The organism is Streptococcus parasalivarius (genome assembly GCF_054785155.1).
On record NZ_BAABOB010000001.1, the window covers coordinates 1 to 25,705 of the forward strand.

Annotated in this window: 26 protein-coding genes, 6 tRNA genes and 1 rRNA gene; 29 read left to right on the forward strand and 4 right to left on the reverse strand. The window is 39.7% G+C overall.

What is annotated here, in order from left to right:
* The first annotated feature begins 10 nt into the window (after positions 1–10).
* From rrf to ACYVQ1_RS00045, 9 genes are all read left to right on the forward strand, one after another.
* Positions 11–126: ribosomal RNA gene (gene rrf / locus ACYVQ1_RS00005) — 5S ribosomal RNA — on the forward strand.
* A 5-nt stretch (positions 127–131) separates the two neighbouring features.
* A tRNA-Val gene (locus tag ACYVQ1_RS00010) sits at positions 132–204 on the forward strand.
* 2 nt (positions 205–206) lie between these two features.
* Positions 207–279, forward strand: a tRNA-Asp gene (locus ACYVQ1_RS00015).
* Between the two features lie 19 nt (positions 280–298).
* A tRNA-Lys gene (locus ACYVQ1_RS00020) sits at positions 299–371 on the forward strand.
* A 5-nt stretch (positions 372–376) separates the two neighbouring features.
* Positions 377–458: transfer RNA gene (locus tag ACYVQ1_RS00025), tRNA-Leu, on the forward strand.
* A 12-nt stretch (positions 459–470) separates the two neighbouring features.
* Positions 471–543: transfer RNA gene (locus ACYVQ1_RS00030), tRNA-Thr, on the forward strand.
* A 7-nt stretch (positions 544–550) separates the two neighbouring features.
* Positions 551–622 (forward strand) — tRNA-Glu (locus ACYVQ1_RS00035).
* Positions 623–711: 89 nt separating this feature from the next.
* A complete protein-coding gene (locus ACYVQ1_RS00040; RefSeq protein WP_461249414.1) occupies positions 712–1,644 on the forward strand; it encodes a manganese-dependent inorganic pyrophosphatase in 933 nt (310 codons plus the stop codon).
* A 54-nt stretch (positions 1,645–1,698) separates the two neighbouring features.
* Entirely contained in the window at positions 1,699–2,358 is a 660-nt protein-coding gene (locus ACYVQ1_RS00045) for a DUF1803 domain-containing protein (RefSeq protein WP_461249415.1), read from the forward strand.
* Positions 2,359–2,387: 29 nt separating this feature from the next.
* Here the strand turns inward: ACYVQ1_RS00045 and ntdP are convergent, their stop codons facing one another.
* On the reverse strand, positions 2,388–2,921 hold the full coding sequence (gene ntdP, locus ACYVQ1_RS00050) for a nucleoside tri-diphosphate phosphatase (RefSeq protein WP_002886644.1): 534 nt from the start codon (positions 2,919–2,921) through the stop codon (positions 2,388–2,390).
* 70 nt (positions 2,922–2,991) lie between these two features.
* Positions 2,992–3,768, reverse strand: a complete 777-nt coding sequence (gene recX / locus ACYVQ1_RS00055; protein ID WP_461249416.1) for a recombination regulator RecX — start codon at positions 3,766–3,768, stop codon at positions 2,992–2,994.
* A gap of 34 nt (positions 3,769–3,802) precedes the next feature.
* Here recX and rlmD point away from each other — a divergent pair, with 34 nt between their 5' ends.
* Positions 3,803–5,158 (forward strand): 23S rRNA (uracil(1939)-C(5))-methyltransferase RlmD, encoded by a 1,356-nt coding sequence (gene rlmD / locus ACYVQ1_RS00060; protein ID WP_461249417.1) that lies wholly within the window; start codon positions 3,803–3,805, stop codon positions 5,156–5,158.
* Between the two features lie 109 nt (positions 5,159–5,267).
* On the forward strand, positions 5,268–6,260 hold the full coding sequence (asnA, locus tag ACYVQ1_RS00065) for an aspartate--ammonia ligase (protein WP_461249418.1): 993 nt from the start codon (positions 5,268–5,270) through the stop codon (positions 6,258–6,260).
* 150 nt (positions 6,261–6,410) lie between these two features.
* Here asnA and ACYVQ1_RS00070 read toward each other — a convergent pair whose 3' ends face one another.
* On the reverse strand, positions 6,411–7,769 hold the full coding sequence (locus ACYVQ1_RS00070; RefSeq protein WP_070576611.1) for an aspartate kinase: 1,359 nt from the start codon (positions 7,767–7,769) through the stop codon (positions 6,411–6,413).
* A gap of 129 nt (positions 7,770–7,898) precedes the next feature.
* On the opposite strand from ACYVQ1_RS00070, the gene ACYVQ1_RS00075 reads away from it, so the two are divergent.
* From ACYVQ1_RS00075 to ACYVQ1_RS00140, 14 genes are all read left to right on the forward strand, one after another.
* A complete protein-coding gene (locus ACYVQ1_RS00075; protein ID WP_002886650.1) occupies positions 7,899–8,537 on the forward strand; it encodes an HAD family hydrolase in 639 nt (212 codons plus the stop codon).
* Positions 8,538–8,748: 211 nt separating this feature from the next.
* Positions 8,749–9,540, forward strand: coding sequence for an enoyl-CoA hydratase (locus ACYVQ1_RS00080; protein ID WP_037601410.1), 792 nt, complete (start codon positions 8,749–8,751; stop codon positions 9,538–9,540).
* 104 nt (positions 9,541–9,644) lie between these two features.
* Positions 9,645–10,079 (forward strand): fatty acid biosynthesis transcriptional regulator FabT, encoded by a 435-nt coding sequence (gene fabT / locus ACYVQ1_RS00085; protein ID WP_002885562.1) that lies wholly within the window; start codon positions 9,645–9,647, stop codon positions 10,077–10,079.
* Positions 10,079–11,041: a beta-ketoacyl-ACP synthase III gene (locus ACYVQ1_RS00090; RefSeq protein ID WP_461249419.1), complete on the forward strand. Its 963-nt coding sequence runs from the start codon at positions 10,079–10,081 to the stop codon at positions 11,039–11,041. The genes fabT and ACYVQ1_RS00090 overlap by 1 nt, the downstream gene beginning before the upstream one ends.
* Positions 11,042–11,104: 63 nt before the next feature.
* Positions 11,105–11,329, forward strand: coding sequence for an acyl carrier protein (locus tag ACYVQ1_RS00095; protein ID WP_002885495.1), 225 nt, complete (start codon positions 11,105–11,107; stop codon positions 11,327–11,329).
* Positions 11,330–11,434: 105 nt separating this feature from the next.
* Entirely contained in the window at positions 11,435–12,400 is a 966-nt protein-coding gene (fabK, locus tag ACYVQ1_RS00100) for an enoyl-[acyl-carrier-protein] reductase FabK (protein WP_002886654.1), read from the forward strand.
* Between the two features lie 22 nt (positions 12,401–12,422).
* Positions 12,423–13,343, forward strand: a complete 921-nt coding sequence (fabD, locus tag ACYVQ1_RS00105) for an ACP S-malonyltransferase (protein WP_461249420.1) — start codon at positions 12,423–12,425, stop codon at positions 13,341–13,343.
* A 12-nt stretch (positions 13,344–13,355) separates the two neighbouring features.
* Positions 13,356–14,090 carry a 3-oxoacyl-[acyl-carrier-protein] reductase gene (fabG, locus tag ACYVQ1_RS00110; RefSeq protein ID WP_461249421.1) on the forward strand — a complete coding sequence of 245 codons (735 nt, stop codon included), beginning with the start codon at positions 13,356–13,358 and terminating at the stop codon, positions 14,088–14,090.
* Positions 14,091–14,152: 62 nt separating this feature from the next.
* A complete protein-coding gene (gene fabF, locus ACYVQ1_RS00115) occupies positions 14,153–15,385 on the forward strand; it encodes a beta-ketoacyl-ACP synthase II (RefSeq protein WP_461249422.1) in 1,233 nt (410 codons plus the stop codon).
* Between the two features lie 3 nt (positions 15,386–15,388).
* Positions 15,389–15,883, forward strand: coding sequence for an acetyl-CoA carboxylase biotin carboxyl carrier protein (gene accB / locus ACYVQ1_RS00120; protein ID WP_461249423.1), 495 nt, complete (start codon positions 15,389–15,391; stop codon positions 15,881–15,883).
* Complete coding sequence (gene fabZ / locus ACYVQ1_RS00125; RefSeq protein ID WP_461249424.1) at positions 15,880–16,305, forward strand: 3-hydroxyacyl-ACP dehydratase FabZ; 426 nt, start codon at positions 15,880–15,882, stop codon at positions 16,303–16,305. Before accB ends, fabZ begins: the two co-directional genes overlap by 4 nt.
* Positions 16,306–16,424: 119 nt before the next feature.
* Positions 16,425–17,795, forward strand: a complete 1,371-nt coding sequence (locus ACYVQ1_RS00130; RefSeq protein WP_461249425.1) for an acetyl-CoA carboxylase biotin carboxylase subunit — start codon at positions 16,425–16,427, stop codon at positions 17,793–17,795.
* Positions 17,796–17,800: 5 nt separating this feature from the next.
* Positions 17,801–18,667 carry an acetyl-CoA carboxylase, carboxyltransferase subunit beta gene (gene accD, locus ACYVQ1_RS00135; RefSeq protein WP_461249426.1) on the forward strand — a complete coding sequence of 289 codons (867 nt, stop codon included), beginning with the start codon at positions 17,801–17,803 and terminating at the stop codon, positions 18,665–18,667.
* On the forward strand, positions 18,664–19,434 hold the full coding sequence (locus ACYVQ1_RS00140) for an acetyl-CoA carboxylase carboxyl transferase subunit alpha (RefSeq protein ID WP_049553801.1): 771 nt from the start codon (positions 18,664–18,666) through the stop codon (positions 19,432–19,434). Before accD ends, ACYVQ1_RS00140 begins: the two co-directional genes overlap by 4 nt.
* A gap of 30 nt (positions 19,435–19,464) precedes the next feature.
* On the opposite strand, the gene ACYVQ1_RS00145 is transcribed toward ACYVQ1_RS00140, so the two are convergent.
* Entirely contained in the window at positions 19,465–19,947 is a 483-nt protein-coding gene (locus tag ACYVQ1_RS00145; RefSeq protein WP_314676106.1) for an S-ribosylhomocysteine lyase, read from the reverse strand.
* Between the two features lie 143 nt (positions 19,948–20,090).
* On the opposite strand from ACYVQ1_RS00145, the gene ACYVQ1_RS00150 reads away from it, so the two are divergent.
* From ACYVQ1_RS00150 to ACYVQ1_RS00165, 4 genes are all read left to right on the forward strand, one after another.
* Positions 20,091–21,698, forward strand: coding sequence for a ribonuclease Y (locus ACYVQ1_RS00150; protein ID WP_461249427.1), 1,608 nt, complete (start codon positions 20,091–20,093; stop codon positions 21,696–21,698).
* 211 nt (positions 21,699–21,909) lie between these two features.
* Positions 21,910–22,656 carry a DeoR/GlpR family DNA-binding transcription regulator gene (locus ACYVQ1_RS00155; protein WP_139724723.1) on the forward strand — a complete coding sequence of 249 codons (747 nt, stop codon included), beginning with the start codon at positions 21,910–21,912 and terminating at the stop codon, positions 22,654–22,656.
* Positions 22,653–23,564 carry a 1-phosphofructokinase gene (gene pfkB, locus ACYVQ1_RS00160; RefSeq protein ID WP_461249428.1) on the forward strand — a complete coding sequence of 304 codons (912 nt, stop codon included), beginning with the start codon at positions 22,653–22,655 and terminating at the stop codon, positions 23,562–23,564. Before ACYVQ1_RS00155 ends, pfkB begins: the two co-directional genes overlap by 4 nt.
* Positions 23,561–25,567, forward strand: coding sequence for a PTS fructose transporter subunit IIABC (locus tag ACYVQ1_RS00165; RefSeq protein WP_461249429.1), 2,007 nt, complete (start codon positions 23,561–23,563; stop codon positions 25,565–25,567). Before pfkB ends, ACYVQ1_RS00165 begins: the two co-directional genes overlap by 4 nt.
* The last annotated feature ends 138 nt before the right edge of the window (positions 25,568–25,705 follow it).

Genomic DNA, 25,705 nt, shown 5'->3' on the forward strand with positions numbered 1-25,705 from the left:
ATACTCAGAGTTAAGTGACGATAGCCTAGGAGATACACCTGTTCCCATGCCGAACACAGAAGTTAAGCCCTAGTACGCCTGATGTAGTTGGGGGTTGCCCCCTGTTAGATACGGTAGTCGCTTAGCGCAAAGGGAGTTTAGCTCAGCTGGGAGAGCATCTGCCTTACAAGCAGAGGGTCAGCGGTTCGATCCCGTTAACTCCCATAGGTCCCGTGGTGTAGCGGTTATCACGTCGCCCTGTCACGGCGAAGATCGCGGGTTCGATTCCCGTCGGGACCGTTCAAGTAGAAATATTTGAGACTCGTTAGCTCAGTTGGTAGAGCAATTGACTTTTAATCAATGGGTCACTGGTTCGAGCCCAGTACGGGTCATATATGCGGGTGTGGCGGAATTGGCAGACGCACCAGATTTAGGATCTGGCGCTTAACGGCGTGGGGGTTCAAGTCCCTTCACCCGCATTAGAAAAGTTAGCCGGCTTAGCTCAGTTGGTAGAGCATCTGATTTGTAATCAGAGGGTCGCGTGTTCAAGTCATGTAGCCGGCATAAAGAAGGTCCGTTGGTCAAGGGGTTAAGACACCGCCTTTTCACGGCGGTAACACGGGTTCGAATCCCGTACGGACTATATTTCGAGTAACTTAGGTTACTCTTTTTATTTTGTTTCTTTTTTTTATATGTTATAATAGCTTATAATACTATTTTTGAGGTGAATTTATGTCTAAAGTTTTTGTTTTTGGTCATCAAAATCCTGATTCTGATGCGATCGGGTCTTCTTATGGATACGCTTATTTGAAACGTCAACTTGGCGTTGATGCTGAAGCCGTTGCTTTAGGTACTCCTAACGAAGAAACTGCTTTCGTTCTTGATTATTTTAGTGTTGAGGCACCACGAGTTGTTGAATCATCTTTGTCAGAGGGAGTTAATCAAGTAATTCTTACAGACCATAATGAGTTTCAACAATCTATTTCAGATATTAAGGATGTTGAGGTTATTGAGGTAGTAGACCATCACCGTGTGGCTAACTTTGAAACCGCTAATCCATTAATGATGCGATTGGAACCTGTTGGATCAGCTTCTTCAATTGTTTATCGTATGTTCAAAGAAAACAATGTTGAAGTTCCTAAGGAAGTGGCTGGTTTGCTTTTGTCAGGTTTGATTTCGGATACTCTTCTCCTTAAATCTCCAACTACACATGCTTCAGATCCTGCAGTTGCTGCTGAACTTGCAGAAATTGCTGGTGTTAATTTGGAAGAATATGGACTTGCTATGCTTAAAGCTGGTACTAATCTTTCTTCTAAATCTGCTGAAGAACTTATTGATATTGATGCCAAAACTTTTGAATTGAATGGTAATCAAGTTCGTGTTGCACAAGTTAATACAGTTGATATTTCTGATGTTCTTTCTCGTCAAGAGGAAATCGAAGAAGCTATTAATAACTCAATTAAAAACAATGGATACTCTGACTTTGTCTTAATGATTACAGATATTCTTAATTCAAATTCAGAAATTCTTGCACTTGGGTCAAATACTGATAAAGTTGAAAATGCTTTTGATTTTGTTTTAGATAATAATCATGCTTTCCTTGAAGGTGCTGTTTCTCGTAAGAAACAAGTTGTACCACAGTTAACTGAAAGCTTTAATGCATAAAATTAGGCCGTCAGGCCTTTTTTTAGTGGCCTGATTAATGGTATAATACTTCTTATGATAATACAATTTAACCCAAACAAACTATGTAAGCAAGCTTTTTTTATGGAAATAGTGAATTATTTATATCTTAATCAGCCTGTGACCCTGAGAGCAATAAAAAGGCAGTTCCCTTTTCAAAAGAATATAGATAAATTAATTGAGGAGTTTGTAAAAGCAGGCTATATTGAACGATTCGAGAAACGTTACCGTTTATTAATTAATCTAGTGACGAATTCTTCTAAAATTGACTTAGACCAGCATTTTTTTATTAATGATGATTCTTCTTGTTATTTAGAACTATTAAATCGTAGTTTTGTTACTGAGATATCTAATTCTACTAATGATGTTGTTATTATCGAACAAACGGGTATCACGAGAGACGAACTTTCGATTTCAAATTATTTTTATAAATTAAGACAAAATTTACCATTATCGGAAAAGCAAAATAAATTATATGACATATTAGGGGATGTTAATCCTGAATATTTTTTGAAACATGTAACGACTTTTCTATTGAAATACGTTAGGAAGGAATATGTACTTCAAAAAAGGAAGAATATTTTTGTTGATGCTTTAGAATTATTAGGGTATCTTATTCAAGTAGAAGAAGGGCGTTATCTTTTGAATATGGATTTAGATTCCGAAGCATTAGTTTTTAGTGCAAAAAAAGACTAGTATTATTACTAGTCTTTTTTATGACAACTTTAACGATTCCTTAGTTCAAGATAACGTTTGTACCAGATGTTAACATAAGATTGTGAAAATGGCCCCTTACCATTGTTAATCCAATCTACCAAGATTTTAACATGTTCCTTTAAGATATAGTCAATATCAGGAGAGTAATGCATTTCTTTTTTATGTGTTTCATACTCATCTACATCTAGCAATTTTTTTTCACCATCAGCGAAGACTTTGACATCTAGGTCGTAGTCAATATATTTTAGTGCTTCTTGGTCCAAGATATATGGACTAGCTAAATTGCAGTAGTAGGAAATGCCGTTATCCCTAATCATGGCTATAATATTAAACCAGTATTTTTTGTGGAAATAAACAATAGCAGGTTCGCGTGTTACCCATCGTCTTCCGTCTGCTTCAGTAACGAGGGTGTGGTCGTTAACGCCAATAACAGCATTCTCAGTTGTCTTTAGTACCATAGTATCGCGCCAAGTACGGTGCAAACTACCATCATGCTTATAACTTTGAATTGTGATAAAGTCGCCTTCTTTTGGTAATTTCATGGCGTCCTCTTTCTACAATAAGGGTTATCTCCATTATTGTATCATAATTTTGTGAAAAGAGGGGGAATTCCTATAAATATTCTCTTAGAGCGGATGCTATGGCATCAAAGTCATAACCTTTTCGGGCTAAAGATTGTGTCAAGCGCTGCTTTAGCTCGTAACCGTCGTATTTTTTACTAAATTTTTGAAATTGCTTATCTATCTCTTTATAAAGGAGAGCTTGTTCATTTTCTTCATCTGCTTCAAGTTCTAGATGATCGATTGCTAGTATACTTTCTTGAAATGAAAAACCTTTATTGATAAGGTTTTGAGTTAATTTATCTTTTAGGGCTTTAGATGGTAGTTTTCCCTGATATTTTCGTAACAGTTTTGAAGCTACTCTAATGGCTATTTCTGAGAAATCAAATTGACTTAAAACATCGTCAATGATCTGTTTGTTACAACCTTTTTGAAGCCATTTTTGCTTCAGCACATAGGCCCCTTTATCGCCTGAATTCAGATTTTGTTGAGCCAGACTTTCTAGGAGTTTGTAATCATCAATCCAGTGATCTCTTTTTAGATTATCAATAATTTTTGGAATTATATGAGGGTTTATTTCATGTTTAAAAAGGTAATCTTTTACCTCTTTCTCAGTACGTTGTTTAAAGGAAATAAAATAGAGGGCTAAGTTTTTACCATGTGAGAACTGGGCATAGGATTTAATGTCCTCTAGTTGATTTTTGTCCAGTATCATTTCTTTGGTCAACATGTATTTAACGATGGTATCTTCTGTAACGTAGAGACTCTCTTTTTTGTCTATCTCAAGGAGATAAAGTCTCTTTTTCTTCTCAATTTTTGTGATTTTCATAGTTATTATTATATCAAAATGTTAGAATGGTAGTATGAATTTACAAGTGAAACAGCGTATCCCGCTTAAGATAAAACGCATAGGAATCAATGGCGAAGGCATTGGTTTTTATAAGAAAACTCTAGTTTTTGTGCCAGGGGCTTTGAAGGGTGAAGAGGTGTTCTGTCAGGTTGTTTCTGTCAAGAGAAACTTTGTTCAGGCGAAATTATTAAAGATTAATAAACCTTCTAAGTTTCGTGTCGAACCTTCATGTAGTATTTATGAAGACTGTGGTGGTTGCCAGTTAATGCATCTTCGTTATGATAAGCAATTAGAGTTTAAAACTGACTTATTAGGACAAGCCTTGAAGAAGTTTAAACCAGCTAATTTTGAGTCATATGACATTCGTCCAACAATAGGGATGGGGCAACCACAACATTACCGAGCTAAACTACAATTTCAAACCCGTTCTTTTGGTGGTTCAGTCAAAGCTGGCTTATTTGCGGAAGGGAGTCATCGCCTCATTAATATTGATGATTGCCTAGTTCAGGATGAGCTAACTCAAGTCATCATGAATAAGGTAACAAATTTGTTAGATAAATACAGGTTGCCAATTTATAATGAGCGTAAAATTTCTGGAATTCGGACTGTTATGATACGACGTGCTTTGGGTTCAAATCAGGTCCAGTTGATTTTTGTAACCTCTAAATCAGTTTCTTTCACTAAATTAGTTAAGGAATTGACGGAAAGTTTTCCAGAAATTGTAACAATTGCTGTCAATTATAATTATTCGAAGTCCAGTGAGATTTATGGTCAAGAGACGGAAATTCTTTGGGGGCAAGACACTATTCAAGAAGAGGTACTGGACTATAACTTTGCTCTCTCTCCTCGTGCATTTTACCAGTTGAATCCTCAACAAACAGAGGTACTCTATGGTCAGGCCGTTGAAGCTTTGGATGTAGGTAAGGCTGAACACCTTATTGATGCTTATTGTGGGGTTGGTACTATTGGACTTGCTTTTGCAAATAAGGTAAAGAGTATTCGAGGTATGGATATTATTCCAGAGGCTATTGAGGATGCTAGAAAGAATGCTAAATCACTTGGGTTGGAGAATGCTCACTATGAGGTGGGTAAGGCTGAGGATATCATTCCTCGTTGGTACAAGGAAGGCTATCGAGCAGATGCTCTTATTGTGGATCCACCTAGAACTGGTTTAGATGATAAGCTACTTAAAACGATACTGGCCTACACTCCTGAAAAAATGGTTTATGTTTCATGTAATGTATCTACTTTGGCTAGAGACCTAGTTTCTTTGGCTAAAGTTTATGATGTTAATTATATTCAGTCAGTAGACATGTTTCCTCATACAGCTCGAACAGAAGCAGTTGTGAAGCTAACTAAGAAAATGTGATAAAACCTAACATAAAAAACAAGAAATTTTCAAAATTGTTGGAAAATTTCTTTATTTTTCTGAAAAATAGGAGTATAATAGGTTTATCGATTTTTTAAAGGAGGAGCGTATGAAAAAGAGCTTCATTCATCAACAAGAGGAAATTTCTTTTGTGAAGAATACTTTTACACAGTATTTGATTGATAAACTTGACGTCGTTGAAGTGCAAGGGCCTATTTTGAGTAAGGTCGGGGATGGTATGCAGGATAATTTGAGCGGTATTGAAAATCCTGTAACTGTTAATGTGCTTCAGATTCCTGACGCAACATACGAAGTTGTTCACTCATTAGCAAAATGGAAACGCCATACTTTGGCTCGTTTTGGTTTCAATGAAGGTGAAGGGCTCGTGGTTAATATGAAGGCTCTTCGTCCAGATGAAGATTCATTGGATGCAACGCACTCTGTTTACGTTGACCAATGGGACTGGGAAAAAGTTATTCCTGACGGACATCGTAATATCGCTTACTTGAAAGAAACTGTTGAAACCATTTATAAGGTTATTCGTTTGACTGAGCTAGCAGTTGAAGCACGTTACGATATTGAAGCTATTTTACCTAAGAAAATTACCTTCATCCATTCAGAAGAACTTGTTGAGAAGTACCCTGATTTGACACCAAAAGAGCGTGAAGATGCTATTACTAAGGAATATGGTGCTGTATTCTTGATTGGTATCGGTGGTGTTCTTCCTGATGGAAAACCACATGATGGTCGTGCACCTGACTATGATGACTGGACAACTGAGTCTGAGAATGGTTACCATGGTTTGAATGGGGATATCTTGGTTTGGAATGAACAATTAGGACATGCCTTTGAATTGTCATCAATGGGTATTCGTGTTGATGAAGATGCCCTTAAACGTCAGGTTGAAATTACTGGCGACCAAGATCGTTTGAAATTGGATTGGCACCAAGCCTTGTTACATGGCCTTTTCCCACTAACAATTGGTGGAGGTATTGGTCAGTCACGTATGGCTATGTTCTTGCTTCGTAAGAAACATATTGGTGAGGTTCAAACTTCAGTTTGGCCAGATGCCGTTCGTGAAAATTACGAAAATATCTTGTAAAAAAAAGCACTAACGAAAGTTAGTGTTTTTTGGTTAGCAATTGCTGTGTATAATTGCTCAACGAATTTTCTATTGGAGTAGATATCATGAGAGATGACTTATTTTTTCATAAAGAAAAAACCTATCCTTTGAAGGAGATAGGTTTTTAGATTAATCGCCACTACGGAAAAAAGCATCGTAAAGAGCTCTGACAGCTGCCTTTTCTTGCTCGGTTTCAATTACAAACATAACAGAAACCTCACTAGAACCTTGGGAAATCATTTCTAGGTTAATATGTTTTTCAGAGAGCGCTTTAGCCGCTGTCGCTGTAACACCGATGTGGTCTTTCATATTTTCACCAACAATCATGAGGATTGAAAGGCCATGTTCAATTTCAACTTCATCAACACCGAGTTCACGAGTCAAGTATGAAAGAATTTCTTGTTCTTTGATTGGGGTAAGTTCACGTTCTCGAATAATGATTGAGAGATCATCGATTCCAGAAGGCATGTGTTCCCAACGGATGTTTAAATCTTCCAAAATTTGGAGAACCTTACGTCCAAAACCAACTTCACGGTTCATGAGGTATTTGCTCATATTGATGCTGACGAATTTATCATCACTCGCGATACCAACGACAGGAACAGTTGCACCCTTGTGTTCAAGAATAATGCGTGTGCCTGGGTGGTCTGGGTTATTTGTATTTTTAATAACGAGTGGAATTTTACCACGGTAGGCAGGGAGAAGGGCTTCGTCATGAAGAACTGAGAAGCCAGCATACGCCAATTCACGCATTTCCTTGTAAGTCAACTCTGGAATTGAATGTGGTTCATGAACGACACCAGGATGGGCTGCGAAAATACCATCTACATCTGTGAAGTTTTCATATAAATCTGCCTTAACTCCAGCTGCAACGATAGAACCAGTGATATCAGAGCCTCCACGTGAGAAAGTACAAATTTGATTATCAGGGGTAACACCGAAGAAACCAGGGATAACAAGAACCTCATCTGATTCGCGAAGCTCTTCCAACTTGTCATAAGCTCCTGGAAGGATACGAGCATTTCCAGGTTCGCTTGAGACAAAAATACCAGCTTGGCGAGGGTGAACGTAACGTGCTTCAATACCGTTATTACGGAAATATTCTGCGATTAATTTTGCGTTATTATCTTCCCCTGCAGCTAGGAAAGTATCATAAAGGAAATCATTGTCTTCAATAGGAAGAGTGGCAAGATCGTTGATAGATTTAGCAATCTTCGCCATTTCTGTTGATTTGAAGCCTAGCTCATCGACCATAGCTTGGTAGCGGTTAATAATCCATTCTTGGTCAGCTTTGACATCAGCACCTTTTGTGTAGTGTTTATAGTATTTAATCAAGGCGTCTGTGACTTTGGTATCTTCATCGTTACGCTTACCAGGGGCTGATACTACGACAAAGCGACGTTCAGGGTCAGATTTTACAATGTTTAAGACTTTTTCTAATTGTGTGGCTGAAGCAAGTGAGCTTCCACCGAATTTGATGACTTTCATAGTTACTCCAAAAATTTTAAATTACTCTACAATTATAGCAAAATTCTGACAATTTGTCACATTGTTTTTAAAAGCAAGTAAGATTTAGTCTGATTATGGTACAATAAGGAAAGAAAAGGAGGATATCCCGTGGTAGAGGCAATTATTTTTGATATGGATGGTGTCCTTTTTGACACTGAAAAATATTATTATGATCGACGTGCAAATTTTTTAGCTCAAAAGGGAATTTCAATAGACCATTTACCCCCGTCTTTCTTTATAGGTGGAAATACCAAGCAAGTTTGGGAAAATATTCTCAGAGATGACTATGATAACTGGGATGTGCCAACTTTACAAGAAGAGTACAATGCCTATAAACAAGACAACCCCTTACCCTATAAAGAATTAATCTTTCCTGATGTTTTCAAGGTCTTGAATGAAGTGAATTCTCGAGGGTTGAAAATAGGTTTAGCTTCTAGCTCAGTAAAGGCAGATATCCTTAGAGCTTTGGAGGAAAATCATTTGAATGGTTTCTTTGATGTGGTTCTCTCAGGAGAAGAATTTAAGGAGAGTAAACCTAATCCAGAGATTTATCTGACAGCATTACAGCATTTGAACGTGGAAGCAAATCAGGCGCTAATTATCGAAGATAGCGAAAAGGGGATTGCTGCTGGAGTTGCAGCAGGTGTTGAGGTTTGGGCCATTAAAGATAATCGTTTTGGCATGGATCAAGGTGCAGCCAAAGGCTTGTTGGATAACCTTATGGATGTTTTAGATTTATTAAAATAGAAGAGACACCGAGTTGTAGAACTCGGTGTTTTGATGTATCAAATTAAAAAACTCTAAGTTTTTGTTGACCTTTAGATGGACTATGGTATACTAGAAATTAACGATGAATGATTTGATAATCAAATTATCTATTCATCAAATAAAATTGTGATAAAAATATAAAGAACATACGGTTTTCATATAGGAACTAGTTATCGGAGGAATGCAAAAAATGGCTTACGAAACAATTCTTTATAGTGTTGAAGATGGAGTAGCAACTTTAACGCTTAATCGTCCAGAAGTGCAAAATGGATTTAATATTCCAGTTTGTGATGAGATTATGGCTGCAATTGAGCAAGCTAAACAAGATGCGTCAGTAAAATTCTTGGTAATCAATGCTAATGGAAAAGTCTTTTCTGTTGGTGGTGACCTTGATCAAATGCAAAAAGCGGTTGCTGTAGATGATGTACAGTCTTTGGTTCGTATTGCTGAGCAGGTAAATGAAATTTCTTTTGCTCTTAAAAAATTGCCTAAGCCAGTCATCATGGTAGTTGATGGACCATGTGCAGGTGCTGCAGCTAACTTAGCTGTTGCAGCAGACTTTACGATTGCATCTGATAAAGCTAAATTCATCCAAGCTTTTGTAGGTGTTGGTTTGGCACCTGACGCTGGAGGTCTCTACCTTTTGACACGTTCAATCGGTATTAACCGTGCGACTCAAATTACCATGACTGGAGAGCCAGTATCAGCTGAAAAAGCCTTGGACTGGGGAATTGCCTACAAAGTTGTTGAGTCAGAAAAACTTGAAAAAACTGTGAGTCAATTGATTAAAAAATTGAATCGCTCTTCAGTGAATTCCTTTAAAGCCATTAAAGAAATGGTTTGGGAATCTGAATTTGCAGGATGGGAAAATTACGCTAAGTTGGAACTTGACTTGCAAAAATCTCTTGCTTTCACAGAAGACTTCAAAGAAGGGGTACGTGCTTATAGTGAGCGTCGTCGACCTAAATTCCAAGGGAAATAGCCACATTTTCTAAAAGAAAAACTAAAGTTTTTTAATCGGGCTTGCGAAATTAGTTTGAGTCTGATATAATTTGAAAGTCAAAGTTTTATTGAAAGGAGTCTGGTGTGAATTACGACAAAATTGATGGCTATCTTGTTGATATTTTTAATAACGTAGTTATTATCGAAGAAGCAAGTTTAAAGAATTCAAAGTTTAACGATGTTTCCCTCAAGGAAATGCATACCATTGATGTGATCGGTACACATCCAGATACGACACCAAGTGCAGTAGCTAAAGAACTCATGCTAACTCTTGGTACTGTAACAACGTCTCTCAATAAACTTGAAAAGAAAGGTTATATTGTCCGTACGCGTTCATCAGTTGACCGCCGTGTGGTCCATCTTTCACTTTCTAAAAAGGGTCGTTTGGTATATCGTCTTCACCGTCGTTTTCATAAATCAATGGTGATGAGGATTACAGAAGGCTTTAACGACGAGGAATTGAAGGTTATGAGCAAGGGATTGGAAAATCTCCACGCCTTTCTTGAGGAGTTGAAATAATGGCATTTGCAAAAATTAGTCAGGTTGCCCATTATGCACCTGCTCAGGTCGTGACTAATGATGACCTATCAAAAATCATGGATACTAGCGATGAGTGGATTCGCTCACGTACAGGTATTCAGGAACGTCGCATCTCATTGAATGAGAATACGAGTGATTTAGCTACCAATGTTGCTCATCAGCTATTAGAAAAATCAGGATTAGCTCCTGAGGAGCTAGACTTTGTTTTGGTTGCAACGATTTCTCCTGATAGCTCGATGCCGTCGGTGGCAGCGCGTGTTCAAGGAACAATTGGAGCAGTCAATGCCTTTGCTTTTGATATTACTGCGGCATGTAGTGGGTTTGTCTTTGCTTTAGCAACCGCAGAAAAATTGATAAAGTCAGGTGTCTACAAAAAAGGTTTAGTCATTGGTTCTGAAGTTCTTTCTAAAACGTTAGACTGGTCTGATCGCACAACAGCAGTCCTTTTCGGAGATGGTGCTGGCGGTGTTTTATTAGAAGAATCTGAAGAAGAACATTTCTTTGGTGAATCTTTAAATACCGATGGTAGCAAGGGTGGTCTTGAGTCAGGAGCCTCTGCAGTTATCTCGCCTTATTCAGATGAGTCTGATCAGCCTAATCCCTATATGCAAATGGATGGGAAAGCAATCTTTGATTTTGCCGTTAAGACGGTTTCAAAGAGTATTAAGGCCTTGGTTGAAGAAAAAGGTGAGCCTGATTACTTCCTTCTTCATCAAGCTAACATTCGTATTTTGGATATTATGGCTAAGAAAATCGATGTCAGTCGTGATAAATTCTTGGCAAACATGATGTCTTATGGTAATACCAGTGCGGCAAGTATCCCAATTCTGCTTTCTGAAAACGTGGCGAATGGGACCTTAAAATTAGACAGCGGTCAAACAATTCTTTTATCAGGTTTTGGTGGGGGTTTGACATGGGGCAGTCTTATTGTTAAAATCTAGTTATATAAATTATGCACCAGCATAGATTATAAGAAATATATTTATCTTAAAGGAGAAATTAAAATGGCAGTATTTGAAAAAGTACAAGAAATCATCGTTGAAGAACTTGGGAAAGATGCAGAAGAAGTAAAAGTAGAAACTACTTTTGACGAACTTGACGCTGACTCACTTGACGTGTTCCAAGTTATCTCAGAAATCGAAGATGAGTTCGATATCCAAATCGAAACTGAAGAAGGTCTTAACACTGTTGGTGACCTTGTTGCTTACGTAGAAGAAAAAACTAAATAAGCAGGGCATAGAGAATATTCTTATTTGGGATATTCTCCTTTGTTTATACAATTACTTTGATTATTAAACTATTTATTTGATTAGAAAATCGAAAAAAGGTGCAAAATGAAATCTCGTATTACAGAACTGTTAGGAATTAAATATCCAATCTTCCAAGGTGGTATGGCCTGGGTTGCTGATGGCGACTTGGCAGGAGCCGTTTCAAATGCTGGTGGACTCGGAATTATTGGTGGTGGTAATGCCCCTAAAGAAGTGGTAAAAGCTAATATTGATAGAGTAAAACAAATCACTGATAAACCATTCGGTGTTAATATCATGCTTTTGTCACCATTTGCAGATGACATCGTCGACCTCGTTATCGAAGAGGGCGTTAAGGTTGTTACAACAGGAGCCGGAAACCCAGGTAAATATATGGAGCGTTTCCATGAAGCTGGAATTACAGTAATCCCAGTTATTCCATCGGTAGCACTTGCTAAACGTATGGAAAAACTTGGAGCAGATGCTGTTGTCGCAGAAGGTATGGAAGCTGGTGGTCACATCGGTAAATTGACAACTATGGCACTTGTTCGCCAAGTTGCTGATGCGGTATCTATCCCAGTTATTGGAGCTGGTGGTGTTGCTGATGGACGTGGTATGGCTGCTGTTCTTATGCTTGGAGCAGAAGCTGTTCAGGTTGGTACGCGTTTCGCTGTTGCCAAAGAATCTAATGCACACCAAAACTTCAAAGATAAGATTTTGAAGGCTAAAGATATTGATACTGTTATTTCAGCCTCAGTTGTTGGACACCCAGTTCGTGCGATTAAGAATAAATTAGCTACTGAATATAACCAAGCTGAAAAAGATTTCTTGGCTGGTAAGAAGACTCAAGAGGAAATTGAAGAGCTTGGTGCAGGTGCCCTTCGTAACGCGGTTGTTGATGGAGATGTGGAATATGGTTCAGTTATGGCTGGACAAATTGCAGGTCTTGTTCGTAAAGAAGAAACATGTGCAGAAATCTTGGAAGACCTATACACAGGTGCTGCTAAGGTGATTAAAGAAGAAGCTGCTCGTTGGGCAGATGTAAACGTCTAAAAACGTCGAAAGGATTAGGATAGTGACAAAACGTGCGTTCTTATTTGCTGGTCAAGGGGCTCAGAAATTGAGCATGGCGAGCGATTTGTATGCGACTTATCCCGTTGTCAAGGAGACATTTGATACGGCTAGTCGTATTCTAGGTTATGATTTGCGTGAATTGATTGATTCTAACGAAGAAAAACTTAATCAGACACGCTATACTCAACCAGCTATTTTGACAACGTCAGTAGCCATTTATCGCCTTTTGGCAGAAAATGGTATCACTCCTGATATTGTTGCCGGTCTCTCTTTGGGTGAATATTCTGCCCTAGTTGCGGCTGGAGCACTCTCATTTGAGGATGCGGTAGCCTTGGTTGCTAAACGTGGAGAATTCATGGAAACAGCTGCTCCTGCTGGAAGTGGGAAAATGGTTGCTGTCATGAATACAGATCCAAGTTTGATTGAAGAAATCTGTCAAAAAGCATCTGAAAAGGGTGTAGTAACGCCTGCTAACTATAATACTCCAGCACAAATTGTTATTGGTGGTGAGGTTGAGGCTGTTGATTATGCTGTGGAATTGCTTAAAGAAGCTGGTGCTAAACGTCTGATTCCTCTTAATGTTTCAGGACCCTTCCATACAGCTTTACTTGAATCAGCTAGTCAAAAATTGGCAGTAGAACTTGAGAAAGTGTCATTCAAGGACTTTACGCTTCCTTTAGTAGGTAATACTGAGGCTCAAATCATGAAGTCAGAAGATGTCAAAGCACTTTTGGCTCGTCAGGTGATGGAACCTGTACGTTTTTATGATTCGATTGCCACTATCCAAGAATTTGGTGTAGATGAAGTAATTGAGATTGGTCCAGGAAAAGTCTTGTCAGGCTTCTTGAAGAAAATTGATAAAACCCTACCAACTCATAATGTTGAAGATCAAGCTAGTCTTGATGCCCTTCTTAATGCTTAAAACGAGGTAAACATGGAACTTAAGAATAAAAATGTTTTTGTAACAGGTTCAACACGTGGAATTGGATTAGCTGTGGCACACAAATTTGCTAGTCTTGGTGCCAATGTTGTTCTAAATGGACGTTCTGAAATCTCTGAGGACTTGCTTGCACAGTTTGCAGATTATGGTGTAACTGTTGTAGGTATCTCAGGTGATATTTCTAACGGTGAAGATGCTAAACGTATGGTAGTTGAAGCTATTGAAAAGCTTGGTAGTGTTGATGTTTTGGTTAATAATGCTGGTATCACTAACGATAAGTTGATGTTGAAGATGAGTGAAGAAGATTTTGAACGTGTCTTGAAAATCAACTTGACTGGTGCTTTCAATATGACACAGGCTGTCTTAAAACCAATGTCTAAGGCTCGTCAAGGTGCCATCATCAATATGTCATCTGTTGTAGGTCTCATGGGGAATATTGGTCAAGCTAACTATGCGGCTTCAAAAGCTGGTCTGATTGGTTTTACAAAATCAGTGGCACGTGAAGTTGCGGCTCGTGGTGTCCGTGTCAATGCTATTGCTCCTGGTTTCATTGAATCAGATATGACTGACGCTATTCCAGAGAAAATGAAAGATGCCATGATTGCTCAAGTGCCAATGAAACGTATTGGTCAAGCAGAAGAAGTGGCTGAAGTTGCAGCATTCTTGGCTAGTCAAGAATATCTCACAGGTCAAACCATCGCTATTGATGGTGGTATGACCATGCAATAATTGAATGTCAATATCAAAAAAATCATTTACTAGAATATCCATCCGACAAAAGGAGAATATATATGTCTACAAATCGTGTTGTTGTTACAGGTTACGGCGTAACCTCACCAATCGGTAATACACCAGAAGAATTTTGGAACAGTCTTCATGACGGTAAAATTGGTATCAAACCAATTACGAAGTTCGATGCTTCTGAAATTCCAGTCTTTAACGCTGGTGAAATCCAAGATTTCCCGTTCGATAAGTACTTTGTGAAAAAAGATACTAACCGTATGGACACTTACTCACTTTATGCGATTTATGCTGCTATGGAAGCTCTTGAAAATTCAGGACTTAACATGGAAGAAGAAGATCGTGATCGTGTTGGTGTCATCGTGTCATCTGGTATCGGTGGTCTTCAAGAACTTGAAGATCAGATCATTCGTATGCACGAACGTGGGATGAAACGTATCAAACCAATGTTTATCCCTAAAGCACTTTCAAACATGGGTGCTGGTAACATTGCTCTTAAAATTGGTGCTCAAGGGGTATGTAAATCAGTGACAACTGCCTGTGCCTCTGCCAATGATGCTATCGGTGAAGCCTTCCGTGAAATTAAATTTGGTTTGCACGATGTTGTCTTGGCTGGTGGTGCTGAAGCTTCAATCACTAAAATTGGTATTGGTGGTTTTAACGCTCTTACAGCCCTTTCAACAACAGAAGATCCAGAACGTTCTTCAATTCCATTTGATAAAGACCGTAATGGTTTTGTTATGGGTGAAGGTGCTGGGGTTCTCGTTATTGAAAGCTTGGAACATGCGCAAAAACGTGGTGCCAACATCTTGGCTGAGATTGTTGGTTACGGATCAAACTGTGATGCTTACCACATGACAACGCCAACTCCAGACGGTTCAGGAGCTGCTAAAGCAATTAAATTGGCTATCAACGAAGCTGGTATCAAGCCTGAAGATGTTGACTATGTCAATGCTCACGGTACGTCAACACCTGCTAATGAAAAAGGTGAAAGTGGTGCTATTGTGTCTGTACTTGGTAAAGATGTTCTAGTTTCATCTACTAAATCATTTACAGGTCACTTGCTTGGTGCCGCTGGTGCTGTTGAAGCTATTGCAACAATTGAAGCTATTCGTCACAGCTTTGTACCAAAAACTGCTGGTACAAAAGAATTGTCTGACTACATTGAAGCTAATGTTGTTTACGGTGAAGGTAAAGAAGCTGATATTGAGTATGCAATCTCAAATACCTTTGGTTTTGGTGGACACAACGCTGTTCTTGCCTTTAAACGTTGGGAGGGCTAATTCATGAATATTTCTGAAATTAAAGATTTATTGGCTCAATTTGATGCCTCAACTTTGCGTGAGTTCTCATACAAAAACAATGGAGAAGAGTTGAACTTGAGCAAGAATCAAACAAGTTCAGTAACAGCTGCCCCAGTAGCCCCTACAGTCGAAGTGGTTGCACCAGCTTCTCAGGCCCCAGTTGCTCCAGTAGCAGCACCCGCTGCTGTTGAAACACCAGCAACACCGGTTGAAGAAGCTTCTGCACCAGCTCAAGCTGCTGAAGGAGAAGTGGTTGAAAGTCCACTTGTCGGTGTGGCTTACTTGTCACCATCGCCTGAAAAACCAGCCTTTGTTTCTGTTGGCGATACAGTTAAAAAAGGGCAAACGCTTCTTATCGTTGAAGCTATGAAGGTCATGAATGAAGTGCCTGCACCTAAAGATGGTGTTATCACTGAAATCTTGGTAGCAAATGAAGAAGTCGTTGACTACGGAAAAGGATTGGTACGCATCAAATGACAATTGATATTAATGCTATTCGTGAGGCTTTGCCACACCGTTACCCAATGCTTTTGGTTGACCGTGTTTTAGAAGTTTCAGAAGACGAAATTATAGCTATTAAAAATGTTACGATCAATGAGCCTTTCTTTAATGGGCATTTCCCACAATACCCAGTTATGCCAGGTGTTCTCATCATGGAAGCTCTTGCGCAAACTGCTGGTGTTCTTGAATTGTCAAAATCTGAAAATAAAGGCAAGCTAGTCTTTTACGCAGGTATGGATAAGGTTAAATTTAAAAAACAGGTTGTCCCAGGGGACCAACTTGTGATGACAGCTAAGTTTGTTAAACGTCGTGGAACAATTGCTGTTGTTGAAGCTAAGGCTGAAGTCGATGGTAAACTTGCTGCATCAGGTACCTTGACTTTTGCTATTGGAAGCTAATGTTTTGTGAAAATCCTTCTGGCGACAGTCGGAAAGGATTTTTCTTTAGACATTGGTCTATCACATAGAAAGGAAATCAACACAGACTATCAAAAAAATGTCTGATGTTATCTTGTTTTATGTTTAAAAAATTATTGATTGCCAATCGTGGTGAAATTGCAGTTCGTATTATTCGTGCAGCGCGTGAATTGGGAATCCAAACGGTTGCTATCTATTCTGAAGCGGATAAGGATTCTCTCCATACTATGCTTGCTGATGAAGCTATCTGTATTGGTCCAGCAAAATCAACTGATTCTTATTTGAATATGAACCGTGTCTTGTCAGCAGCTATTGTAACTGAGGCTCAAGCTATTCACCCAGGGTTTGGTTTCTTGAGTGAAAACTCTAAATTTGCCACTCTCTGTGAGGAAATGAACATCAAGTTTATTGGTCCTTCAGGTGAAGTTATGGACAAAATGGGTGATAAAATCAATGCCCGTGCTGAAATGATTAGGGCTAATGTCCCTGTAATCCCTGGTTCAGATGGTGAAGTCTTTACGGCTGAAGAGGCTTTAGAAGTTGCCAATCGTCTTGGTTACCCAGTGATGCTTAAGGCTTCTGCAGGTGGTGGCGGTAAAGGAATTCGTAAGGTCAACACTGAAGAAGAGTTGGCTCCTGCCTTCGAATCTGCGTCACAGGAAGCTAAAGCAGCCTTTGGTAATGGGGCAATGTATATCGAGAAAGTTATTTACCCAGCTCGTCATATTGAGGTTCAGATTTTGGGAGATAGCTATGGTAACATTGTCCACCTAGGTGAGCGTGACTGTTCTCTTCAACGTAATAACCAAAAGGTCTTGGAAGAATCGCCTTCTGTTGCCATTGGTAAGACACTTCGTCATGAAATTGGGTCTGCAGCTGTCCGTGCTGCTAAGGCTGTTAATTATGAAAATGCGGGTACTATCGAGTTTCTTCTTGATGAAAAATCAGGTCAGTTTTACTTTATGGAAATGAATACCCGTGTTCAAGTTGAGCACCCAGTTACTGAATTTGTAAGTGGTGTGGATATTGTTAAAGAACAAATCCGTATTGCTGCAGGTGAAAAATTATCTGTGTCTCAAGATGATATTGAAATCAAGGGACATGCCATTGAGTGTCGTATCAATGCGGAAAATCCTAAGTTCAACTTTGCACCAAGCCCAGGGAAAATTAGCAATCTCTACCTACCTAGTGGTGGTGTTGGCCTTCGTGTGGACAGTGCTGTCTATCCAGGCTATACCATTCCACCTTACTATGATTCAATGATTGCTAAAATCATTGTTCATGGAGAAAATCGATTTGAGGCACTCATGAAGATGCAACGTGCTCTTTACGAGCTTGAAATCGATGGAGTTGTGACAAATGCTGACTTCCAGTTGGATTTAATTTCAGACCGTAGCGTTATTGCTGGGGATTATGATACGTCATTCTTGATGGAAACTTTCTTACCAGAATACCAGAATCGTGAGGAATAGAGTTTATGGGATTATTTGATCGAAAAGAAAAGTATATCCGTATCAATCCTAACCGTTCTGTGCGTAATGGGGTTGATCACCAGGTGCCAGAAGTACCAGATGAGCTTTTTGCCAAATGTCCTGGCTGTAAGCAAGCTATTTATCAAAAGGACTTGGGGCAAGCTAAAATCTGTCCAAACTGTTCTTATACCTTCCGTATTTCAGCAAAAGAACGTCTTGATTTAACGGTTGACGAGGGATCTTTCCAAGAACTGTTTACAGGTATTAAAACTGAAAATCCATTGAACTTCCCAGGTTATATGGAGAAGTTAGCAGCTACCAAGGAAAAAACAGGTCTTGATGAAGCAGTTGTGACGGGTGTTGCAACTATCAAGGGACAAAAAACAGCCTTGGCTATCATGGATTCCAACTTTATCATGGCTTCAATGGGAACCGTTGTTGGTGAAAAAATCACAAAACTCTTTGAGTATGCGATTTTGGAAAAACTTCCAGTAGTTATTTTTACAGCTTCTGGTGGTGCCCGTATGCAAGAGGGAATCATGAGTTTGATGCAAATGGCTAAGATATCAGCAGCAGTAAAACGTCATTCAAACGCTGGCTTGCTGTATTTGACTGTCTTGACAGATCCAACCACAGGTGGGGTTACAGCAAGTTTTGCCATGGAAGGCGATATCATCTTGGCTGAGCCACAAACTTTGATTGGTTTTGCAGGTCGTCGTGTCATTGAAAATACAGTTCGTGAAACTTTGCCGGATGATTTCCAAAAGGCCGAGTTCCTTCAGGAACATGGTTTTGTTGATGCCATTGTCAAACGTACAGAGTTGGCTGATACTATTGCCACACTCTTATCATTCCATGGAGGTGTTCAATGAGCGACGTAGCACGTATTTTAAAAGAAGCGCGTGATCAAGGCCGTTTAACTGCTTTGGACTTTGCCCAAGGAATCTTTGATGATTTCATCGAACTTCATGGTGACCGTAATTTCCGTGATGATGGTGCCATTATCGGTGGTATTGGTCGCTTAAATGGCCAAGCCGTTACAGTAGTGGGTATCCAAAAAGGTAAAAACCTACAAGATAATCTCAATCGTAACTTTGGTCAACCTCATCCAGAGGGCTATCGTAAGGCTCTTCGCCTCATGAAACAGGCTGAAAAGTTTGGTCGTCCAGTTGTTACCTTTATCAATACTGCAGGTGCTTATCCTGGTGTCGGAGCAGAGGAACGTGGACAGGGTGAGGCTATTGCTCGTAACCTTATGGAAATGAGTGACCTTAAGGTGCCAATTATTGCCATCATTATTGGTGAAGGTGGTTCTGGAGGTGCCCTTGCCTTGGCGGTAGCTGATAAGGTTTGGATGCTTGAAAATACCATCTACTCTATCTTGAGTCCTGAAGGGTTTGCAACCATTCTCTGGAAAGATGGTTCACGATCAGAAGAGGCAGCAGAGTTGATGAAGATTACATCAGGCGAGTTACTCAATATGGGAATCGTTGACAAGGTTATTCCAGAACGTGGTTACTTTACTAGCGAAATTATTGAAGCGATTAAGACAGCCATCGTAGATGAATTGGCAGAATTAAGTCAATTATCAACAGAAGACTTGCTTGAAGCGCGTTATCAACGTTTTAGAAAATATTAAAAAACATTGGGATATAACTCCCAATGTTTTTTAGACGGTATGACGTTCGAAGGCTTGGTCTGAGATGCCTTGTTCAAGGATAAGTTTAGCCCATTCCTTAGCCGAATGAAGGCTGTGATCCTTATAGTTACCACAGGATTCAATGGTAGTTCCTGGAACATCTTCCCAAGTGATTTCGTTAGCAATAGCTTCAAGACAAGATTTGATAACTTTGGCAATTTCCGTTGGATCTTGTTTTCCCCACATGATCATATGAAAACCTGTACGACAACCAAATGGTGAACAATCGATAAGTCCATCGATACGTTGGCGAATCAGTTTAGCGAGTAGGTGTTCGATAGTATGAAGACCGCCTGTATCGATACTATTTTCGTTAGGTTGGATCAAACGGATATCGAAGTTTGTGATGATATCTCCTTTGGGTCCAACTTCCTCCGAAATAAGACGGACATAAGGTGCTTTTACAATAGTGTGATCAAGTTCAAAACTTTCAACAGTAACGTCCTTTGGCATGATAATACCTCCCTATTCTAATAGAGTTATCATACCATAAAATCAACTTAAAGTTCTAGTATTTATTTGAGAAATAGCTGCAAATATGATACACTAGAAGACGGTTTTCTTTAGGGAAACCTTAGAAAAGTTGAGGTAAAGACATGATAAACATAATCATTTTAGTTGTCTTTGCACTCATTGGTTTAGTCGTTGGATATTTAGCAATTTCTATCAAACTTAGCAAAGCTAAGGAACAAGCAGAAACTACCTTGCTAAAGGCAGAACAAGACGCTGTGAACCTTCGTAGTCAGGCAGAACATGATGCAGACCACCTGCGTGTAACTGCTGAACGCGAAAGTAGGGCTCAACGTAAAGAGTTCTTGTTAGAGGCAAAAGAGGAAGCTAGGAAATATCGAGAAGATATTGAAAAAGAATTCAAATCTGAACGTCAAGAGCTTAAACAAATGGAGAATCGTTTAACAGAACGTGCAACCAGCCTTGATCGTAAGGATGAAAATCTATCAAGTAAAGAACTCGCCCTCGAGAAAAAAGAGCAGAGTCTTGCTGACAAATCTAAACATCTTAATGAGCGTGAAGAGAATGTGACTCAGTTGGAGGCTGAGAAGCAAGCTGAACTTGAACGTATTGGTCAAATGACCATTGCAGAGGCGCGTGAGGTAATCTTAACAGAGACAGAGAATAATCTTACTCATGAGATTGCAACACGTATCAAAGATGCAGAAGCACAGGTCAAAGATACTGTTGATAAGAAGGCCAAAAACTTGTTGGCGCAAGCTATGCAACGTTTGTCTGGGGATTATGTTACTGAACAAACCGTAACCACTGTTCACCTCCCAGATGATAATATGAAAGGTCGTATTATTGGGCGTGAGGGGCGTAACATTCGTACACTTGAAAGCTTAACAGGTATCGATGTTATTATTGATGATACTCCAGAAGTGGTTGTTCTTTCTGGTTTTGATCCAGTCCGTCGTGAGATTGCTCGTATGACTCTCGAAGCCTTGATTAAGGATGGACGTATCCACCCAGCTCGTATTGAGGAGTTGGTTGAGAAGAGTCGTCAGGAAATGGATAACCGTATCCGCGAATATGGTGAAGAGGCGGCTTACGAAATTGGGGCTATGAATCTCCACCCTGATCTAATCAAGATTATGGGACGATTGCAATTCCGTACTTCATATGGTCAAAACGTACTTCGTCACTCAGTTGAAGTTGGTAAACTAGCAGGTATTATGGCCGGTGAATTGGGTGAAAATGTGGCTCTCGCTCGTCGTGCTGGTTTCCTTCACGATATTGGGAAAGCTATTGACAAAGAAGTCGAAGGTAGTCACGTTGAGATTGGTACTGAGTTTGCACGTAAGTACAAAGAGCATCCAGTCGTGGTTAATGCCATTGCCAGTCACCATGGAGATGTGGAACCTGAGAGTGTGATTGCAGTTATTGTAGCTACAGCAGATGCTTTGAGTTCGGCTCGCCCAGGGGCTCGTAATGAATCTGTTGAGAATTATGTTAAACGCCTTCGTGATCTGGAAGAGATTGCATCAAGCTTTGACGGTGTTCAAACAAGCTTCGCCCTTCAAGCTGGTCGTGAAATTCGTATTATGGTTCATCCAAATAAAATCTCAGATGATGAAGTTACGATCTTGTCTCACAAGATACGTGAACAAATTGAGAAAAACTTGGATTACCCAGGAAATATCAAGGTTACAGTCATTCGAGAATTCCGTGCGGTTGACTATGCCAAATAAGATAAGAGAGCCGAAAGGCTTTTTTATTTTGCCCTTCATACTGAAAGGGGTATTCTTTTTGAAAATGTAAGAACTTTCTTATCAAATTGCGTCATTTTGGTAGATAAGTGTTTTATAATGAAATATTTTGATTATTTTTGACTGTTTCTAGTTGACAGTTATTAAAAATTTAGTATAATAGATTTTGTAAACGATTACAGAAGGAGAGATTATGCTAAAGTCTGAACGTAAGCAGATTATCTTGTCTCAGTTGAAACAAGATGGTTTTGTCACTTTGGAAAACCTAACTGTTTTGTTAAGTGATACTTCCGAGTCGACGATTCGTCGCGACTTGGACGAGTTAGCGGCAGATGGCCAACTTAAACGTGTTCATGGTGGTGCTGAAAGTATTCATGGTCTAAAGGAAGAAATTGCCAATAGCCAAAAAGCTATCAGAAATGTTCAAGAAAAGGCTCGATTAGCTGGTTATGCTGCCGATTTGATTAAGGAAGGTGATGTCGTCTTTCTTGAGGCTAGTACAACAAATGAACTTTTGATTCCACATTTGGCTAATCGTCAGGTAACGGTTGTGACTAATTCTATCCACCATGCGGTTAAGCTGGTAGATCTTGGTGTTAGCACTAGGATTGTTGGAGGAAAGGTTAAACATTCAACGGATGCTTCTATTGGAAGTACTGCTCAAGAGCAAATCAGACAACTGAATTTTGATTGTGCGTTCATTGGTGCTAATGGTGTTGATGCTAATTATTTCACCACACCAGACATGGAAGAGGCAGTTATTAAACGGACGGTTATAGCTAATGCGCAAAAAGCCTATGTTCTAGCGGATGCTTCTAAACTTGGTCAGATTACCTATGCTAAGGTAGCCGAGGTCGAGAAAGTAACCATAATTACAAATGCTTCGGAAGAAGAGCTCCTAAAAGAATTAAAAGAGAAAACGAGGGTTATTGAAGTATGATTTATACTGTAACGCTGAATCCATCAATCGACTTCATTGTTCGTATCGACAAATTAGAGATTGGTGAAGTTAACCGCATGGAGAGTGATGATAAGTTCGCTGGCGGTAAGGGGATTAATGTTAGTCGTATTTTGCAACGTTTAGGTGTTGATAATACTGCAACGGGCTTCATCGGTGGTTTTACAGGACGTTTTGTGACAGATGGTTTGGATGCAGAAGGTATTAAAACTAAGTTTGTAGCTGTGGATCAAGACACACGTATTAATGTTAAAATCAAGGCTGACCAAGAAACTGAAATTAACGGTGCAGGACCTGTCATTAATGAGTATCAATTGGCTGAATTGGAAGCAGTTCTTTCAAGTGTAAGTGCTGATGATGTAGTTGTTTTTGCTGGATCAGCACCAAGCAATCTTGGAAACAAGGTCTATAACAAATTGATTCCACTAGTGCGTGAAACGGGTGCACAGGTTGTCTGTGACTTTGAAGGTCAAACCTTGCTTGATTCCTTGGCTTACCAACCACTCTTGGTAAAACCAAATAACCATGAGTTAGAAGCTATTTTCAATGTCAAACTTAATGGTTTGGCTGATGTTGAAAAATATGCGCGTGAAATCCTTGCTAAGGGTGCACAGAACGTTATCATCTCAATGGCAGGTGATGGGGCTCTGCTTGTCACACCAGAGGCTGCTTACTTTGCCAAACCAATTAAGGGGACAGTTAAAAACTCTGTTGGTGCGGGTGACTCAATGGTTGCTGGTTTCACTGGTGAGTTTGTTAAATCAGGTGATCCAATTGAGGCTCTCAAGTGGGGAGTAGCGTGTGGAACATCTACAGCTTTCTCAGATGACTTGGCGACAATTGAATTTATTAAAGAAACATACAATAAAGTAGAGGTAGAAAAACTATGAAAATTCAGGACTTACTGAACAAAAAAGTTATGTTGCTTGACCTTCAAGCAACTACAAAGGAAGCTGCTATCGATGAAATGATTAACAGCTTGGTTGACAATGGTGTCGTGACTGACTTTGATGTTTTCAAAGCAGGCATTATGGCTCGTGAAGCACAAACATCAACTGGTTTGGGTGATGGAATTGCTATGCCACACAGTAAAAATGCTGCTGTAAAAGAAGCAACTGTACTTTTTGCTAAATCTAATAAAGGTGTGGATTACGAATCACTTGATGGTCAACCTACCGACCTCTTCTTTATGATTGCAGCTCCAGAGGGAGCAAATGACACTCACTTGGCAGCTCTTGCTGAATTGTCAAAATACCTCATGCAAGATGGTTTTGCAGACCGCTTGCGTAAGGTAACATCTGCGGACGATGTGATTGCAGCGTTTAATACCGGCGAAGAAGAAGCGCAAGCTGAGGAAGCCAAGAAAGCACAAGCTGTTAAAGAAGCAGCTTCAAGCGATAAACCACTCATCGTAGCAGTAACAGCTTGTACAACCGGTATTGCTCACACTTACATGGCTGAAGAATCACTTATTAAAACAGGTGAAGAAATGGGTGTCAATGTTCGTGTTGAAACTAACGGTGCATCAGGTGTTGGAACACCATTGACCGCTGAAGAAATCAACAAGGCTGTTGGTGTTATCGTGGCAGCGGACAAGGCAGTTGAAACAGCACGCTTTAATGGTAAGAAATTGATTTCCAAACCAGTCGCTGCAGGTATTCGTCAACCTCAAGAATTAATCCAAAATATCTTGGATGGTAAGGCTGAAGTCTTCCATACCGAAAATGCTGGAGCTGCTCAAGAATCAACAGAGAAATTGAGCCTCGGTGGTGCCTTTTACAAACACTTGATGAGTGGGGTATCACAAATGCTTCCATTCGTTATCGGTGGTGGTATCATGATTGCGCTTGCTTTCTTGCTTGACCAAATCATGGGTGTTCCTAAAGATCAATTGTCACATTTGGGTAGTTACAATGAACTTCCGGCTCTCTTTAAATCAATTGGTGATATTGCTTTCAGTTTCATGTTGCCTATTCTTGCAGGATATATTGCCTATTCAATTGCTGAGAAACCAGGTTTGATTGCCGGTTTTGCAGCTGGGGCTATTGCGAAAGCAGGTCTTGCTTATGGAAATATCGTAGTCTATGCAAAAGTTGCAGGTTTAGATGAGAATGCAGCAAAAGAAGCAGTTGATAAGATTTCTTCTCATCAAGTGTCATCAGGATTTCTTGGAGCATTGGTAGGTGGTTTCTTAGCTGGTGGAATTGTACTTTTGTTGAGAAAATACATTAAGGTTCCACGTGCACTCGAAGGTGCAAAATCAATCTTATTGATGCCTCTTCTTGGAGTGGCCCTCACAGGATTTGCCATGCTAGCAGTGAATATCCCAATGGCAGCAATCAATACTGGTCTTAATAACTTCTTGTCAAGCTTGTCAGGTAGCTCAGCAGTTCTCCTTGGTCTCCTTGTAGGTGGTATGATGGCAGTGGATATGGGTGGACCAGTCAATAAAGCAGCTTATGTTTTTGCTACAGGTACTCTTGCTGAAACTGTAACTTCAGGTGGTTCAGTTGTTATGGCAGCAGTTATGGCAGCTGGTATGGTTCCTCCTTTGGCAGTCTTTGTAGCAACCGTATTGTTCAAAGATAAATTCTCACAAGAAGAACGTGATTCTGGTTTGACAAACATCGTTATGGGACTCTCATTCATCACTGAAGGTGCGATCCCATTTGGTGCAGCTGACCCAGCACGCGCTATCCCAAGCTTTATCGTCGGTTCAGCCCTTACAGGTGCTCTTGTAGGTATGGCAGGAATCAAATTGATGGCACCACACGGAGGTATCTTCGTTATCGCCCTCACATCAAATGCCCTTCTCTACCTTCTCTTCATCTTGATTGGTGCTGTGGTATCAGGTATCCTTTTCGGATTCCTCCGCAAACCACTTGATAAATAAGATATGATTAAACAATCTCGTTGAGTACGGGGTTGTTTTTTTATGTCGTAGCAGATTTTTGTCAGGGTACCTATTTTATGATAAAGTATAGGCAGAAATGGCTTATCTAGTAGCTAATACGCTGTATAAAGAAATATA

Coding starts and splice junctions, on each gene's coding strand:
- ACYVQ1_RS00150 (WP_461249427.1), top strand. CDS start 20,091: ATGATAAACATAATCATTTTAGTTGTCTTTGCACTCATTGGTTTAGTC.
- ACYVQ1_RS00140 (WP_049553801.1), top strand. CDS start 18,664: ATGAGCGACGTAGCACGTATTTTAAAAGAAGCGCGTGATCAAGGCCGT.
- pfkB (WP_461249428.1), top strand. CDS start 22,653: ATGATTTATACTGTAACGCTGAATCCATCAATCGACTTCATTGTTCGT.
- ACYVQ1_RS00165 (WP_461249429.1), top strand. CDS start 23,561: ATGAAAATTCAGGACTTACTGAACAAAAAAGTTATGTTGCTTGACCTT.
- ACYVQ1_RS00040 (WP_461249414.1), top strand. CDS start 712: ATGTCTAAAGTTTTTGTTTTTGGTCATCAAAATCCTGATTCTGATGCG.
- fabF (WP_461249422.1), top strand. CDS start 14,153: ATGTCTACAAATCGTGTTGTTGTTACAGGTTACGGCGTAACCTCACCA.
- fabK (WP_002886654.1), top strand. CDS start 11,435: ATGAAATCTCGTATTACAGAACTGTTAGGAATTAAATATCCAATCTTC.
- recX (WP_461249416.1), bottom strand. CDS start 3,768: ATGAAAATCACAAAAATTGAGAAGAAAAAGAGACTTTATCTCCTTGAG.
- ACYVQ1_RS00090 (WP_461249419.1), top strand. CDS start 10,079: ATGGCATTTGCAAAAATTAGTCAGGTTGCCCATTATGCACCTGCTCAG.
- ACYVQ1_RS00070 (WP_070576611.1), bottom strand. CDS start 7,769: ATGAAAGTCATCAAATTCGGTGGAAGCTCACTTGCTTCAGCCACACAA.
- accB (WP_461249423.1), top strand. CDS start 15,389: ATGAATATTTCTGAAATTAAAGATTTATTGGCTCAATTTGATGCCTCA.
- fabZ (WP_461249424.1), top strand. CDS start 15,880: ATGACAATTGATATTAATGCTATTCGTGAGGCTTTGCCACACCGTTAC.
- ACYVQ1_RS00155 (WP_139724723.1), top strand. CDS start 21,910: ATGCTAAAGTCTGAACGTAAGCAGATTATCTTGTCTCAGTTGAAACAA.
- ACYVQ1_RS00080 (WP_037601410.1), top strand. CDS start 8,749: ATGGCTTACGAAACAATTCTTTATAGTGTTGAAGATGGAGTAGCAACT.
- fabG (WP_461249421.1), top strand. CDS start 13,356: ATGGAACTTAAGAATAAAAATGTTTTTGTAACAGGTTCAACACGTGGA.
- asnA (WP_461249418.1), top strand. CDS start 5,268: ATGAAAAAGAGCTTCATTCATCAACAAGAGGAAATTTCTTTTGTGAAG.
- ACYVQ1_RS00095 (WP_002885495.1), top strand. CDS start 11,105: ATGGCAGTATTTGAAAAAGTACAAGAAATCATCGTTGAAGAACTTGGG.
- ACYVQ1_RS00045 (WP_461249415.1), top strand. CDS start 1,699: ATGATAATACAATTTAACCCAAACAAACTATGTAAGCAAGCTTTTTTT.
- ntdP (WP_002886644.1), bottom strand. CDS start 2,921: ATGAAATTACCAAAAGAAGGCGACTTTATCACAATTCAAAGTTATAAG.
- rlmD (WP_461249417.1), top strand. CDS start 3,803: ATGAATTTACAAGTGAAACAGCGTATCCCGCTTAAGATAAAACGCATA.
- accD (WP_461249426.1), top strand. CDS start 17,801: ATGGGATTATTTGATCGAAAAGAAAAGTATATCCGTATCAATCCTAAC.
- ACYVQ1_RS00130 (WP_461249425.1), top strand. CDS start 16,425: ATGTTTAAAAAATTATTGATTGCCAATCGTGGTGAAATTGCAGTTCGT.
- ACYVQ1_RS00145 (WP_314676106.1), bottom strand. CDS start 19,947: ATGCCAAAGGACGTTACTGTTGAAAGTTTTGAACTTGATCACACTATT.